The organism is Oceanicella sp. SM1341 (assembly GCF_003448965.1).
GTDB lineage: Bacteria > Pseudomonadota > Alphaproteobacteria > Rhodobacterales > Rhodobacteraceae > Paroceanicella.
In genome coordinates, this window is the sequence record NZ_QRGC01000002.1 from 25,522 (window position 1) to 40,319 (window position 14,798).

The following is a 14,798-nucleotide window of genomic DNA, read 5'->3' on the forward strand; positions in this document are numbered from 1 at the left end:
TTTTCCCACCTCAGCCGCGTCGCACCCGCCTCAGGGCCGGAGACGAATACGGCCGCCCCGGGCGGAGCGGCCGCGCAGGCTCTCTTTCCGGCTTCAGGCCACCGCGCGCGACAGGGCGCACTGCGACCAGAGGTCCTTCAGCGCCCGCACCAGGTGGTCGATGTCGGCGTCGGAATGCGCCGGCGAGGGGGTGAAGCGCAGCCGCTCGGTGCCCTTGGGCACGGTGGGGTAGTTGATCGGCTGCACGTAGATCCCGTACTGCTCGAGCAGGATGTCGGAGATCATCTTGCACTTCACCGGGTCCTTCACCATCACCGGCACGATGTGGCTGGGGTTGGGCAGGTGCGGGATGCCGGCGGCGTCGAGCTTCGCGCGCAGCTTGGCCACCTGCTCCTGCTGGCGCTCTCGCTCGGCCGAGGAGGCGCGCAGGTGCCGGATCGAGGTGAGGGCGCCCGCCGCCACTGCCGGCGGCAGCGAGGTGGTGAAGATGAAGCCCGAGGCGAAGCTGCGCAGGAAGTCGCACAGCGCCGCCGAGCCGGTGATGTAGCCGCCCACCACGCCGAAGGCCTTGCCCAGCGTGCCCTCGATCAGGGTGAGGCGGTGCGACAGCCCCTCGCGGTCGGAGATGCCGCCGCCCTGCGGGCCGTAGAGGCCCACGGCATGCACCTCGTCGAGATAGGTCATGGCGCCGTGCTTGTCGGCCACGTCGCAGATCTCGGCGATGGGAGCGATGTCGCCGTCCATCGAGTAGACGCTCTCGAAGGCGACGATCTTCGGCACCTCGGGCCCGAACTCGGAGAGCTGGCGGTCGAGGTCCTCCACCGAGTTGTGCTTCCAGATCCGCCGTTCGGCGCGCGAATGGCGGATGCCCTCGATCATCGAGGCGTGGTTGAGCGCGTCGGAGAAGATCACGCAGCCCGGCAGCCGGGCGCCCAGCGTGCCGAGCGCCGCCCAGTTCGACACGTAGCCGGAGGTGAAGAGCAGCGCGCCCTCCTTGCCGTGCAGGCCGGCGAGCTCGCGCTCGAGCGCCACGTGGTAATGGTTGGTGCCGGAGATGTTGCGGGTGCCGCCGGCGCCCGCGCCGCATTCGTCGAGCGCGCGGTGCATGGCGGAGATGACCTCCGGGTGCTGGCCCATCCCGAGATAGTCGTTCGAGCACCAGACCGTGACATCGGAGGCGTCCTCGCCCCCGGCATGGTTGCGCGCCTTCGGGAAGTTGCCGCGGTACCGTTCCAGGTTCGCGAAGACGCGGTAGTTTCCGGCGGCCTTCAGGGCGTCGAGCTGTGTCTGGAACAGGTCATCGTAGTTCATTTACCAATCTCCTGGCGACGGGTCCGCGAAGCTGGTGCGGGCCGGATGCTTGGGCGTGTTCCCGGCGGACAGGGCCGTCGGTGAGTCGGCCGGGCGATTGTCTACACCACGCCACCGCCTTCAAGGGACGAAAGTGACGCATTCGGACCGCCCGATCATTCCGACCATGGTGTTACGGAATCGTGACCCCTTTGCGCCTCCGGGGCGCCGGGGGCAATGCCGTATCGCTCACGAGTACGGGAGCACCCCGCCCTTGGGGAGGCCGGCCAGACGTGGTATCGGCGTGCCGGCATGAATGTATGCGAACGGAAGCACGATGACTGAGCAGATGATCCCCGCCTGGGGACAGGACGGCATCGCCCGGCCGATGGAGAAGCTGGAGGTCCACCGCGAGGGGCTGCGCCACCCGGCCGTCTCGGTGTTTCTCACCGACGGCAGCCGCACCCTGCTGCAGCGCCGCGCCGACACGAAGTACCATTCCCCGGGCCTCTGGGCGAACGCCTGCTGCACGCATCCGCGCTGGAACGAGCACAACGCCATCTGCGCCGCCCGCCGCCTGCGCGAGGAGCTGGGCCTCACCGGCCTCACCCTGCGCAAGCGCGGCCGGGTGGAATACCGCGCCGACGTGGGCGGCGGCATGACCGAGCACGAGGTGGTGGCGCTGTTCTCGGCCGAGGTCGACCCGGCCACGCTCGCCCTGCGCCCGAACCCGGCCGAGGTGTCCGACACCCGCTGGGTGGAGCGCGCCGAGCTGCGCCGCGAGGTGGCCGCGGCGCCCGAGCGCTTCACCGCCTGGCTGCGCATCTACATCGCCGAGCACGAGGCGCAGATCTTCCCCGGCGCCTGAGCCTGTCGACCCCTGCGGGCGCGGCGGCCTGTCGCCCGTGCGCCCCTGTGCCTCGGGCACGGCTTGTGACATAACGGCCCGCGACGGCCCCGGGCGGATGTCTCCGGGGCATGGGTTCCTGAAGGTGAGACGATGACCGAGACCAAGACGCTGCTGGCCGCGCTGAAGGGCGAGGCGCAGGCCGTGCCGCCGGTGTGGATGATGCGGCAGGCCGGCCGCTACCTGCCCGAGTACCGCGAGACCCGCGCCCGCGCCGGCAGTTTCCTCGAGCTGTGCTACGCCCCCGAGCTCGCCGCCGAGGTGACGTTGCAGCCGATCCGGCGCTACGGGTTCGACGCCGCCATCCTCTTCGCCGACATCCTGCTGGTGCCCCAGGCGCTGGGCGCCGACCTGTGGTTCGTCACCGGCGAGGGGCCGCGCCTTTCCACCATCGAGAGCGCTGCGGACATGGCCCGCCTGCGCCCCGCCGCCGAGGTGCACGAGACGCTCGCCCCGGTCTACGAGACGCTGCGCATCCTCAAGGGCGCGCTGCCGGCCGAGACCACGCTCATCGGTTTCGCCGGCGCGCCCTGGACCGTGGCCACCTACATGATCGCCGGGCGCGGCACGCCCGACCAGGCCCCGGCGCGGCGGCTGATGTACGGCCAGCCCGAGGTGTTCGACGCGCTGATCGACCGGATCACCGAGGCGACGGCGGAATATCTCATCGCCCAGGTCGATGCCGGCGCCGAGGTGGTGAAGCTGTTCGACAGCTGGGCCGGCGCGCTGCCCGGGCCGATGTTCCGCCGCTACTGCATCGAGCCGGCGCTGCGCATCCTCGCCCGGCTGCACGAGGCGCACCCCGGCGTGCCGGTGATCGGCTTTCCCCGCGGCGCGGGCGGCAATTACGCCACCTATGCGCGCGAGACCGGGGTGGAGGGGCTGGCGCTCGACACTTCGGTCGACCCCGCCTGGGCAGCGCGCGAGCTCTCGCCGCTCGCCTGCCTGCAGGGCAACCTCGACCCGCTGCTGATGGTGCTGGGCGGCGATCCGCTGGAGCGCGGCACCCGCACGCTGCTCGAGGCCTTCGCCGGAAAGCCCTACATCTTCAACCTCGGCCACGGCATCACGCCCGACGCGGACCCCGCGCATGTGGAGCAGATGCTGAAGGTCATCCGCGGTTGACACGGGCCGGGCCACCGCGCGCGGCAGGACCGGCGGTCGGAGCCCGATTGTCGTCGCCGGCCCCGCTGCGCGACGCCCCCAGGCGCCGGGCCGGCGGCGGCCCGAAGCAGGCCCGGCGCCGCCCGATGCGGCTCAGGGCCGGTGGCGGGTGAAGGCCACGGAGGGGTTGCGGTCCCAGATCACCAGGTTCAGCGCCCCGGCGTAGGTGACCCAGACGAGGTAGGGCACCATGAGGATGGCGGCCCAGATGTCGCGCGCCCAGAAGGCGCCGATCATCGCCGCCACCGCGAGCCAGAGCAGGGCGAGCTGGAGAAAGGCGATGCCCGGCCGGTGCAGCCCGAAGAAGGTGGGCGACCAGCAGGCGTTCAGCGTGATCTGCGCCGCCCAGAGTGCCAGTGCGGGCCCCGCGTCGGGGCGCTGCGAAATGCGGTAGGCCGCGATCACCATCAGGATGTAGAGCACGGTCCAGGCGATGGGAAAGGCGCGGTTCGGCGGGGTCCAGGCCGGTTTCACCAGCCCGCGATACCACTCGCCCGGCTGGAAGAGCACGCCGGTGCCCGCGGCGGCGCCGGCGGCCACGACGAGGGCCACGAGGGTGGTGATGTCCATGCGATGTCTCTCCTGCCTGCGCGCCGGGCCCGCGCTTGCGGCCCCGTGCCGTCCCGTTCCTGCCTGCCACGTGGTGGCGTGTGAGCATATAGGCCATGGCGAGGGCGTGGCGAGCCGCCGCATCCGCCGGCCCGGAACACCCCCTGCGGCAAGTCCGCGAACCGCAGCCCCCCGGCGCGGCCGACATCGGCACCGCGATCCGGCACGTCCCGGGCAAGGCGCCGGGGCCGCATCCGCGCCTGCCCTCGCGCCGTCGGGTGGCGCGGGAGACCGCCGGGGCGGCCCCGCCATGGCGCAGGGCGGGGCGCAAGATGGGCCCCCCTGTCACCGCGCTCCGGCGCGCGAGGATGCTTCGGACCGGGCGCTCGGGGCCGGGTTCCGGCGCTGCCGTGCGGGCGGCGTGGGGGCGCCCGGCGTGCGCCGCTTCGCCTGCTCAGGCCGGGCGGCGGCGCGCGGCGGGGCGGTAGCGGGTGCGGAACAGCATGTCCCACAGCGGCGAGGTGACACCGAAGTTCACCGTTTCGTCGCGGTGGTGGTGGATGGCGTGGTGGTGGCGGATCATGCGCCAGTACCAGCCCGAGGCCCGGCCGCGATGGCAGCCGAAATGCACCGTCTCGTAGGCCGCGTAGCCCAGGGCGCCGCCGGCCAGCGCGGCCACGGCGAAATGCACCGAGAAGCCGATCACCAGCATGCCCAGGAACAGCGGCACCGCCAGCGGCAGGGCGAAGGCATGGCGGGTGCTCACGATCTGGTCGGCGTCGGCGGGGGTGTTGTGATGGCCGCGATGGCCGGGCAGGCGGCGGCGCAGCGCCCTGGCGCGCGGCCCCTCCGGCTCCCAGTGCAGCACGAACCTGTGCAGCAGGTATTCGAGGAAGCTCCACCAGGCGAGACCATAGGCCAGGCCCAGCAGGCTCTCGGCAAGACGCTCGCCCACCCCGTCCCCCAGCGCGAGGGAGAGGCCGAACAGCAGCAGCGCGGCCGTGCCGAAGCGACGGTGGACGGTGACGAGGTCTGGATGTGCGGAGTCCGCACGCAGGCGCGCCCGGGGCGCGTCGGCGGCATTGGTCATTCGGCATCTCCTACAGCAGGGCGCAAATCACCCTGCGAGGGTACCGGCGCAATCACTACTGAAAGGTTGTCTAGCAGAATCCCTGCACGGCACCAAGCGCGGTGGTGCACCGTGGCATGCCGGGGCGGGCGCGGTTCAGTCGGCGGGATTCGCCGCGTCGAAGGCCTCGCGCGCCGCGCGTACCCGGGGGTGATTTCGGTCGGCCCAGAGCACCATGCGCGAGAGCGGCTCCATGTAGCTCCAGCCGAGCTCGGTGAGGGCGTATTCCACCGAGGGCGGCTTGGTGGGGAACACGGTGCGGCTCACCAGCCCGTCGCGCTCCAGCGCGCGCAGGCTCTGGGTGAGCATGCGCTGCGAGATGTCCGGCAGGTCGCGCCGCAACATGCCGAAGCGCTTCGGCCCGCCGGCCAGCATCAGCAGCAGCAGCGAGCTCCATTTCGAGCCGAGCGGGCCCAGTACCTGACGCACGTGGCAATCGCCGAAGGGCGCGCCCTTCTCGTGGCCCTCGCGGTGGCCGGCGGCCATGGCGGCCCCCAGTGCCGCGGCGGAGGCGACGGGTTCAGGACGGGTCTGGTCGTTCATGGCGGTACCCTCGGTGTGCCTATGGGGCTGCAAACTGCCTCCTTTCGCTTTTCTGACGATCTCGTATCTGAAGCAAGTCTCGTTTCGAGACCAACTGCGAGAAGGAGTGCAGCCATGACGAAACTTCTGGTGACCGGAGCCTCCGGCCAGCTCGGCCGCGCGGTGGTCGAGGCCCTGCTGGCGACGAAGGGCGACGAGACCATCATCGCCGCCTCGCGCAACCCCGACGCGCTGTCCGACCTGGCGGCGCGCGGCGTGGAGCTGCGGCAGGCCGATTTCTCCGCGCCCGACACGCTCGCCACCGCCTTCGTCGGGGTGGACCGGGTGCTCATGATCAGCACCGACAGGCTCGACGTGCCGGACATCCGCATCCCGCAGCATCAGGCGGCGGTGGCGGCGGCGGAGGCCGCGGGGGTGAAGCACGTCGTCTACACCTCGCATGTCGCGGCACTGCCCGGGCCCTCGGGCGTGGCGAACGACCATTTCCAGACCGAGCTCGCGATGTACCGCAGCGCGATGAGCTGGACCGTGATGCGCCACTGCCTCTACGCCGACCTGCTGCCGATGAGCCTCGGCCATGCCCGCGAGAGCGGCAAGCTGTTCTCGGCCACCGCCGGGCGGGGCCGGGCATATGTCACCCGGGCCGACTGTGCCCGTGCCGATGCCGCCGCCCTGCTGCAGGCGCCGGCGAACCGCATCTTCAACGTGACCGGCCCCGCGGCCGTGACGATGGACGAGATCGCAGCCCTCGCCGGCCCGGGCGTTGCGCATGTGAACCTCGCGCCCGAGGCCCTGCGCGAGGGGCTGCTGGGCGCCGGCCTGCCGGCCTTCCTCGCCGACGCGCTGGTGGCCTTCGACGTGGAGGCGGCGCAGGGCATGCACGGCATCGTCACCGACGCGGTGCGCCGCCTCACCGGGCAGGAGCCGGAAAGCGTGGCCGATTTCATCGCCCGCGACGGCGGCTGAGCCCGGCCGGCGCCGGCGCGGCCCGAGGTGGCCCGTGCCCGGCGCCGGAGGCGCGGCCCCGGCCCCTCCTGCCAGAGGGGCGCGGGGGGGCCGGGAAGCGGCGGGCCGCCGGGGGTCTCAGTGGCCGAGATGGGCGCGGATGCGTTTGACCATGCGCCAGACCACGTAGATCACCGGCAGGGTGGCGATGGCGATGACCGTGCTCTTGTCGATGCCCGCGAGATGGCCGAGCGGGGCGAGCAGGTAGCCCGCGAGGCTCACCGCGTAGTAGCTGATCGCCACCACCGACAGGCCCTCCACCGTCTCCTGCAGGCGCAGCTGCAGGGCGGCGCGGCGGTCCATGCTCTCGAGCAGCGAGCGGTTCTGCGCGGCCACGGCCACGTCGACCCGGGTGCGCAGCATGTCGGCGGCGCGGGCGGCGCGCAGGGACAGCTCGTCCATGCGCTTCTTGGCCGAGCGGCAGGTGCGCATCGCGGGGTCGAAGCGCCGGGTCATGAACTCGCCGAAGGTCTGGCGGCCGGCGAGGCGCTCCTCGCGCAGCACCTCGATGCGCTGGTTCACGATGGCCTCGTAGGCCTCCGCCGCGCCGAAGCGGAAGGCCGAGCCGGTGGAGAGCGCCTCGATCTCGGCGGTCATCGCCAGCAGCCGGTCGAGGGTGGCGGCCTCGTCGCCCTCGCCGCGGGCCATGGCGCCCACGAGGCCGGAGAGCTCGGCGTCGATCTGGGCCGCGCGGACGGCCACCTGGCGGGCGACGGGCAGGGTGAGCATGGCCGAGCTCTTGTAGGTCTCGATCTCCAGCAGGCGCTGCACGATGCGGCCCAGCCGGCGCGGGCCCATCTCGGGCCGGGCCAGCACGGCAAAGCGCGTGTGGCCGTTCGCGTCGATGCGGAAATCCCCCGCGATCACCGCCTGGTCGTCGATCACCCGCGACACGGCGAGGCTCTCGCGCACGAACCAGCCGTCGAAATGCCGGGCGAGGGCGGCGTCGTCGGCCTCTTCCTCCGGCACCGTCTCCACCCGGACGAGGGCGGAGGTGAGCAGCCGGCCCGGTGCCTCGGCCAGCCAGTCTCGCGGGAAGATCTCCTCCATCTGGCCGGAGAAGGGCGGGTCGGCCACGCCGTCGGTGAACATGGTGTAGGTGACGAACTCGGTGTGCCGCTCCCATTTCAGCGCCACCCGGCCCACGGTGCCGTAATAGTGGTCGGCGCCGGGGGCGGGGTGGGGGGCGCCGTGGCGGTCGAGCAGGGAGATGAGATGCGCGAGGTCGCGGTTGCGGTCGCGGCTGGCGGCGTCGCGCTCGGGCTTGATGGCGAGGTAGACGGCCCGGCAGGGCGCGCGCAGCTCGGGGAAGGGCCGGGCGTGCAGCTCGTTGGCGAGCGCGTAGCGCTGGGGGTGGTCCTGCAGCCCGATCATTCCATATCCTTTCCCGGTCGACCGTGCCGGTCGGCGCCTGAAGGGTCAATGCGATGAATGTCCACCGCGGACACCTGCCCGCGTTTCACGGCCGCCACGAGGAACTCGCGGTTGCCGTCACTGCCGGTCACGGGGCTCTCGTCCTCGCCGGTCACCTCCCATCCCGAGCGCTCGAGGAAGGCGGCGATGCGCGCGCGGCAGGCGGCGTGGACGGCCGCGTCCTTCACGATGCCGCCGCGGCCCACGTGCTCCGGCCCCGCCTCGAACTGCGGCTTGATCAGCGCCACCAGCCGCGCGCCGGGCTTCGCGAGCGCCAGCGCGCCGGGCAGGGCCTTTTCCAGCCCGATGAAGGAGACGTCGCTCACCACCCAGTCGACCGGCGGCACCAGGCCGGGCGGAATGTCGCGGGCGTTCACCCCCTCGAGGTTGCGCACCCTCGGGTCGGCGGCGATGCGGGGGTGGAGCTGGCCATGGCCCACGTCGAGCGCATGCACGCGCGCGGCGCCCCGGGCCAGCAGCACCTCGGTGAACCCGCCCGTGGAGGCGCCCACGTCGAGCGCTTCGCCGGAGGGGGCGAGGCCGAAGACATCGAGGGCATGGGCGAGCTTGAGGGCCGCGCGCGACACCCAGGGCAGGGTCTCGCCGGTGAGCTCGACCCGTGCGCCCTCGGGCACGGCGAAGGCCGGCCGGGTGACCACGGCACCGTCTACCGAGACCGCGCCGGCGCGGATGGCGGCCTGCGCGCGGGAGCGGCTGTCGGCCAGGCCCCGGGCCGTCAGGTGCTGGTCGAGGCGCATGGCGCCGGCTCCTGGCGATGGCGGCCGCGGGCGGGCTGCGTGCCGCCCTCTGCATCCGTTTGCCTCATACCCGTGTACCTGCCCCATGTTGACCGCTACCGTTTTGGCAGATACGGAGACAGACGTAAATCTGGGCCGACGACAGGACGCACGGAGGGTTTTCGCGGGTTTCCCTCCGCCCGCGGGGACCGGTATTCATGGACGCGGTGACGACCGGTAGTGAAATGCTTTCTCAATGTTGCATCGCAATAGTCCTTGCCGGCTGGCATCCCGGTAACGGCGGTGCCGGGATGCGGCGCGAATTTCAGGGTGAGAGACAGTGAGCGATGCAGCCTCGCGGCCGGCGCGGCCGCGCAGAAACCCGATCGGCACCCTGTCGCGCCTGCTGCAGGCCCGGTCTGGGCGCAGCCGGCCGGGCGAGCAGGGCGAGACCCGTGCCACGGCGGTGCTGAACCTTCACCGGGAGGGGCTTCTGCTCGCGCCCACGCTGCGCTCCATCGCCATCGCCAAGCAACTCGCGCGCGAGGAGGGCGGCGAGGTGGAGGTGCTGGCGGTGATCGACCGGCCCGACGAGCTCACCCTCTCCGTGCTCGCCCGGTTTCCCGGCGTGGTCGACCGGGTGGAACGGGTGGACATCGGCGATCTCGGCGCCGCCCGCGCCCATGGCATCGCCAAGGCCAGCAACGACTGGGTGTTCCTGCATGACGGTGACGACCTGTTCTCCTCGAACTGGTATCGCGCCTTCTTCCAGCAGCTGCGCGCCGGGCTGATCGACCCGCGCGCGGTCTACCACACCCATGTCTTCGCCCGGTTCGGCGACCTGATGGACATCCGCACCACCATCGACAGCGAGGACCCGCGCTTCCACCCGCTGTTCCTGGTGTCGGAGTGGTACTACTCCAACAAGCTGGTGGTGAACCGGAAGCTGTTCGAGGAATTCCCCCTGCCGCACAACTCGCCGCGCACCGGCATCGGCAACGAGGACTGGAACTGGGCCAGCCACACCATCCACGGCGGCATCCGGCACAGCTACATCCCCGAGACGATCTGCTTCTACCGGGTGAAGCCGGCGCGCATCAGCCTCGGGCTGATGCCGGGCATGATGCAGGACGCATCGCCCCTGTTCGACCCGCAGAACATCCTCGAGATGACCCGCGAGCGCGGCAACCGCAACCCGCCGCTGCGCGGCTTCTCGCCGCTCAGCGCGATGAAGGCCGAACCCATCGCCTCCGAGCCGCCGCTGCCCGGCTGGTTCTGGAGCGAGGTGAAGCGGCAGGGCGAGCTCGAATCGCTCATCACCGAGTTCAACACCATGCCGGTGCCCGAGCGCCGGCTCTGGCTGCCCAACCTCAACTACAACGTGGTCTCGGCCACCGAGTACATGATGCTGGGGCTCGACCACCGGCCGAAGGTGTTCATCTTCGCCACGATGGAGCGCATGCGCGCCGCCGACATGGTGGTGGAGGAGCTGCTCGAGGCCGCGCGCGACCTCGACGGCGGCGCCTACCAGCCGGTGCTGATCGTCGACGAGGGCGACCACGTGTTCTCCGAGGCGCGGCTGGCGGCCACCTACGGGGCCAAGCTCATCTCGGTGCGGCTGCTGCAGGAGCATTACCGGCTGGGGGAATGGTATTTCCGCCGCATGATGATGCGCCCGCTGATGCAGTTCATGCAATCCGTCGTCATCGACACCGGCTCGTCGATCTTCGGCGAGGTGTTCGGCGAGTTCCACCGCACCATCCTGGAAAACCAGAAGCAGGTGATGTTCCTCTACCCCGAGACCGGGACCGACCCGCTCGCCCCCACCCTGGCGGCGCTGGCGGAGAATGCCCGGCTGTGGCGGGCGCATTCGGGCGGGCCGGTGCCGGTGCGGGTGCATGCCTCCGCCCTGCCGCTCTTCACCGACGAGACGCTGTGGGAGCCGCACCTGATGGACGAGCGCACCACCGCGGCGCTCGCCTCGGTCACCACGCAGCGCTTCGCCGGGCTGGTGCGCGACGGGGCGATGGACCTCGCCGCGCTGCTGGCCGGAAACCCGGTGCAGGCCGGGGAGGGCGGCCCGGACACGGCCGCCCACCCCGCCTCGCGCTGGTTCCGGGTCGAGGCGCAGCGGGCGGGCGGGCTCGAGATCGCCACCCTGCGCGCGAAGGAGCACGAGCTCTATCTCTACCGCACCGCCGATGCCTGGATCTCCCCGGCCTGGTTCGCCGTGGCCGGCAAGGCGCTGATCGAGAACGCCGAGCTCGAGATCTTCTCGCCGCACATCACGATTGGCCGCAGCCGTGAAGGCAGGTATCATTGTACCATGTATGACTACAGCAAGGCAGACGTGGCCTTCGCGACCATGTACGACCAGAGCCTCGGCGGTGGCCGGGTTCCGCTGGTGGCGATGACGCGGCATCCGCTCGATGCGGCGGGGCTCGACAGCGCCGGCGCGCTGGCCCGCCGGCTGTATCGCATGGTCCGCAAGGGCGCGGGCATTTCCATCGTGCAGGACTCGGTCGCCATCGCGCGCTACGGCGACCTGCTCACGGCACAGGATGCGGCCGATGCCCGGCTTTGATCCCAACATCTACTGGCAGTCCTACCCGGACATGCTGGAGCTCCACGCCCTCGGCCACTGGACCGAGGCGGAGTTCACCGCCCACTGGGAGAATTTCGGCCGTCACGAGGGCCGGCGCATCGCCGATGCCGACGATGTTCCGGTCGACTGGTCGGACTGGCTCTACTTCTCCGAGTGGCGCGACGAGTTCGGCTGGTGGTGGCGCCAGGGCGCGCTGGGCTCGATGGTCTGGTCGGCGCTGGTGTCGGACGACAACGGGCTCGAGTTCGGCCGCATCTCGCGCAACGAGCGGGTGCGCGAGCTCACCGGCCTCTCGCCCGAGGCGCTGCGCCAGATCGCCGAGCACGGCCGCACCTACCCCGGGCGCGGGCCGCTCTCGCAGCTCAGGAACGAGCCGCTGCCCTGGGCCACGGACGCAGGCGTGGTGCTGCCCGTGGTCGAGCAGGTGGAGGAGCGCTTCCCCTCCGGCGCCGACGTGGTGATCATCCTGCCCTCGCTGCGCGTGGGCGGGGCCGAGCTGGTGGGGGCCTGGCACGCGCATCTCGCCCGGCGGGCGGGGCTGAGCGTGGCCATCCTGCTGGCCGACAAGTCCGGCGTCTCGCCGGTGCACGAGGCGCTGACCCCCTTCATCGTCGACCTGCCCACGGTGTGCGAGACCGCAACCGAGCGCGGCTGGAACGACCTCACCGTGGAGATGCGCACCGAGGTGCTCACCCACGCGGTGGAGGCGCTGGGCCCGCAGGTGATGCACCTGTGCCATTCCTGGATCGGCTACACCGCGCTCGCCACGCCGCACCTGGCGCAGCGCCTGCGCGCGGCGAGCGGGGCCATCCATGTCTCGGCCTTCTGCCACCACGTGCATGCCACCGGCAATTACGACGGCTATTTCCGCTACATTCCCGAGATCGTGGAATGGGTCGACCGCTTCATCTTCGACAACGAGTGGTACCGCGCCGAGATCCGCGAGCGCTACGGCCTGCCGGAGGAGAAGACCGTGGCGCTGAAGTACCCGGTGGCGTCACTGCCCGCCCCGGCGGCTGCCGCCACGGCTGCCGCGAACCCGCGCAGCGGCAACACCGTGCTCTGGGCCTCGCGCCTCGACCACCAGAAGAACCCTCAGGTGGTGGGCCGCATCGCCGCCCAGATGCCGGAGCTCGAATTCGTGATCTACGGCTCGGAGATCCTGCACGACACCCGGGTGGATTGGAGCGCCATGCCGCCCAACCTGCGCTACGGCGGGCCGTTCTCCTCGGTCGACGAGCTGCCCACGGCGGAGGCCTTCGCCTTCCTCTACACCGCCCGCTTCGACGGCACGCCGAACATCCTGCTGGAGATGGGCGCGCGGGGCGTGCCCATGGTGGCGCCGCGCATCTGCGGCATCCCGGATTTCCTCGGGCCGGACTGGCCGTTCTACGTGGCCGACAGCGAGGACGTGGAGGGCTATGTCGAGGCGCTGCGCCGACTGCACGACAGCCCGTCCGAACGGGCCGAGGCCTCGGCCCGGCTGCTGTCCATCCTCCGGGAGGAGCGCAGCTTTGACAAGTTCGTCGAAATGGGCTTGTTACTGCTCGAACCGAGCCTGGGGCGGAAGTCCGCCTGACCCCGCGCAGATCGTCGCAATTCGGCCCGGAGCGGCCAGGAATCGGAGGAGCCTGACGATATGAAGGGCCTCGTCATCGTCGCCAAGCAGCGCACCGGAACCAACTTCCTGCGCAGCCTCGTCGCGGATTCAAGCAACGGCCACAACGTGGGCGAGGCGTTCCACACCGACACCCAGGGTGCGGACGGCAATTTCTTCGCCTGGATGGAGCGGGAGGGGCGGGACTATCCGCTCATCCGCAAGGAGCCGGAGCTGCGCAAGCTGCTGGAGGACTGGCTCGACCACGTGGAGCACAACTTCCCGGTGCCGATCCTCGACGTGAAGTACAATTCCTTCTGGGCGGTGTCCAACACCTGGATGAGCATGATCGAGCTGCCGCCGATGCTGAAGGTGCTGAACCAGCGCGGCTACAAGTTCGTCCACCTCACCCGCGCCAACCGGCTGGAGCACGCGCTGTCGCTGGTCTTCGCGCGCGAGACCGGGGTGTACGTGACCTTCAAGGATGTCGAGATCAACGGCAAGTACACGGTCGAGCCGGACAAGCTGCAGACCATGTGCCGCCAGTACGAGCGCGAGATCGCCTTCGTGAACGGCTACCTGCGCCGCCTGCGCCGGGTGGAGGAGATGACCTACGAGGACCTCTACGGCGCCGACGAGCGCGCCCTGCGCCCGGTGCTGCGCAAGCTGATGGCCGGCACGGACATCGTCTTCGACAAGGTGGGCGAGGCGCGCACCAAGAAGATCGTGAAGAACTGGCGCGACAACGTGAACAACGTCGCCGAGATCGAGGCCGCCTTCGGCCTCTGACCGGCCCGCCACGCGTGGCGCCCGGGGCCGCGCCCGTCCGAAGGGGTGCGCTCCGGGGGTTCGCGAGCAGTCTCGAGGCACTACCTGCCGCTCTTCCTCCCCCTGCCGGGCGACGAGGGCTGCGCCCGACCTGGAGGGCGTGCTCCCTCCGGCCTGCGTGGCACCCCGAAGCATTCCTGTCGCGCGTGTTGCGGACGACATCGCCATCGCGCCCTCCGGGGGGAGGTCGGGCGCGGCCCGGGTGTGCCACCCGGGCGGACCGGGTGGCGGGGGCAGCGCACCGTTGCGTGGCCCCTTGAGGAAGTGGTGCTCGCCTGTCCGGCGCCGGGCGCGGCCCGGGCGGAACGGGTGGCGAGGTGGCCGGGCAGGCGGACATGAAAAAGGGGCGGCACCGGCGGGCGCCGCCCCTTTCGTGCGAGCTCGCCCGCTCAGACCTTCTGCAGCGGGCGCAGGGCGGTGATGGCGGCGCGGGCGAGCTGCTCGATGCGGTCCCAGTCGCCGTTCGCCAGCGCGTCGTTCGGGATCACCCAGGAGCCGCCGACCACGCAGACATTCGGCAGCTTCAGGTAGTCCGGCGCGTTCTCCAGCGAGACGCCGCCGGTGGGGCAGAACTTCACGTCCGGCAGCGGCGAGGCGAGGGATTTCAGCAGGTTCGGCCCGCCCGCGGCGCCGGCGGGGAAGAACTTCACCACCTCGAAGCCGCGATCGGCGAGGGCCATCGCCTCGGTGGCGGTGGCGCAGCCGGGCAGGAAGGGCATGCCGGCCTCGGCCACCGCGTCCATCAGCGCGGCAGGCGCGCCGGGGCTCACGCCGAATGCGCAGCCGGCGTCCATGCAGGCCTTCACGTCGGCCGCGTTGCGCAGCGTGCCGGCGCCCACCACGGCCTCGGGGCAGGCGGCCCTCATCTCCGCGATCGCCTCCAGCGCCACCGGGGTGCGCAGCGTCACCTCCAGCACCGGCAGGCCGCCGGCCACCAGGGCCCTGGCCAGCGGTGCCGCCTGGGCGACCTCGTTCACGATGATCACCGGGATCACCGGGGCCATGGCGCAGAGTTGGGCGGGAGTCTTCAT

At 71.3% G+C, this 14,798-nt stretch carries 13 protein-coding genes; 6 read left to right on the forward strand and 7 right to left on the reverse strand.

All coding sequences use genetic code 11. From position 1 onward, the window contains the following. Window positions 1-93: 93 nt before the first annotated feature. Complete coding sequence (gene hemA, locus D3P35_RS02130; protein ID WP_118132825.1) at window positions 94-1,311, reverse strand: 5-aminolevulinate synthase; 1,218 nt, start codon at window positions 1,309-1,311, stop codon at window positions 94-96. 316 nt (window positions 1,312-1,627) lie between these two features. On the opposite strand from hemA, the gene idi reads away from it, so the two are divergent. Together idi and hemE are read left to right on the forward strand one after the other, a co-directional pair. Next, window positions 1,628-2,158, forward strand: coding sequence for an isopentenyl-diphosphate Delta-isomerase (idi, locus tag D3P35_RS02135; protein WP_118132826.1), 531 nt, complete (start codon window positions 1,628-1,630; stop codon window positions 2,156-2,158). Between the two features lie 132 nt (window positions 2,159-2,290). Beyond that, window positions 2,291-3,322, forward strand: coding sequence for a uroporphyrinogen decarboxylase (gene hemE, locus D3P35_RS02140; protein ID WP_118132827.1), 1,032 nt, complete (start codon window positions 2,291-2,293; stop codon window positions 3,320-3,322). Between the two features lie 132 nt (window positions 3,323-3,454). On the opposite strand, the gene D3P35_RS02145 is transcribed toward hemE, so the two are convergent. The 3 genes from D3P35_RS02145 to D3P35_RS02155 form a co-directional block, all read right to left on the reverse strand. Continuing rightward, window positions 3,455-3,931 (reverse strand): TspO/MBR family protein, encoded by a 477-nt coding sequence (locus D3P35_RS02145; RefSeq protein WP_118132828.1) that lies wholly within the window; start codon window positions 3,929-3,931, stop codon window positions 3,455-3,457. A gap of 433 nt (window positions 3,932-4,364) precedes the next feature. Continuing rightward, entirely contained in the window at window positions 4,365-5,000 is a 636-nt protein-coding gene (locus tag D3P35_RS02150) for a sterol desaturase family protein (RefSeq protein WP_118132829.1), read from the reverse strand. A 135-nt stretch (window positions 5,001-5,135) separates the two neighbouring features. Beyond that, window positions 5,136-5,582 (reverse strand): helix-turn-helix domain-containing protein, encoded by a 447-nt coding sequence (locus D3P35_RS02155; protein WP_232830339.1) that lies wholly within the window; start codon window positions 5,580-5,582, stop codon window positions 5,136-5,138. A gap of 114 nt (window positions 5,583-5,696) precedes the next feature. Between D3P35_RS02155 and D3P35_RS02160 the strand changes: the two genes are divergently transcribed. After that, complete coding sequence (locus D3P35_RS02160; RefSeq protein ID WP_198670431.1) at window positions 5,697-6,548, forward strand: NAD(P)H-binding protein; 852 nt, start codon at window positions 5,697-5,699, stop codon at window positions 6,546-6,548. 117 nt (window positions 6,549-6,665) lie between these two features. Here D3P35_RS02160 and D3P35_RS02165 read toward each other — a convergent pair whose 3' ends face one another. Then, complete coding sequence (locus tag D3P35_RS02165; protein ID WP_118132831.1) at window positions 6,666-7,961, reverse strand: DUF3422 family protein; 1,296 nt, start codon at window positions 7,959-7,961, stop codon at window positions 6,666-6,668. Then, entirely contained in the window at window positions 7,958-8,758 is an 801-nt protein-coding gene (locus D3P35_RS02170; RefSeq protein WP_118132832.1) for a TlyA family RNA methyltransferase, read from the reverse strand. The genes D3P35_RS02165 and D3P35_RS02170 overlap by 4 nt, the downstream gene beginning before the upstream one ends. 319 nt (window positions 8,759-9,077) lie before the next feature. Between D3P35_RS02170 and D3P35_RS02175 the strand changes: the two genes are divergently transcribed. The 3 genes from D3P35_RS02175 to D3P35_RS02185 are packed head-to-tail and all read left to right on the forward strand — an operon-like array spanning window position 9,078 to window position 13,728. Beyond that, complete coding sequence (locus D3P35_RS02175; RefSeq protein ID WP_118132833.1) at window positions 9,078-11,321, forward strand: glycosyltransferase; 2,244 nt, start codon at window positions 9,078-9,080, stop codon at window positions 11,319-11,321. After that, window positions 11,308-12,921: a glycosyltransferase family 4 protein gene (locus tag D3P35_RS02180; protein ID WP_118132834.1), complete on the forward strand. Its 1,614-nt coding sequence runs from the start codon at window positions 11,308-11,310 to the stop codon at window positions 12,919-12,921. Before D3P35_RS02175 ends, D3P35_RS02180 begins: the two co-directional genes overlap by 14 nt. A gap of 60 nt (window positions 12,922-12,981) precedes the next feature. Beyond that, entirely contained in the window at window positions 12,982-13,728 is a 747-nt protein-coding gene (locus D3P35_RS02185; RefSeq protein ID WP_118132835.1) for a hypothetical protein, read from the forward strand. A gap of 428 nt (window positions 13,729-14,156) precedes the next feature. On the opposite strand, the gene eda is transcribed toward D3P35_RS02185, so the two are convergent. Then, on the reverse strand, window positions 14,157-14,798 hold the full coding sequence (gene eda, locus D3P35_RS02190) for a bifunctional 4-hydroxy-2-oxoglutarate aldolase/2-dehydro-3-deoxy-phosphogluconate aldolase (protein WP_118132836.1): 642 nt from the start codon (window positions 14,796-14,798) through the stop codon (window positions 14,157-14,159).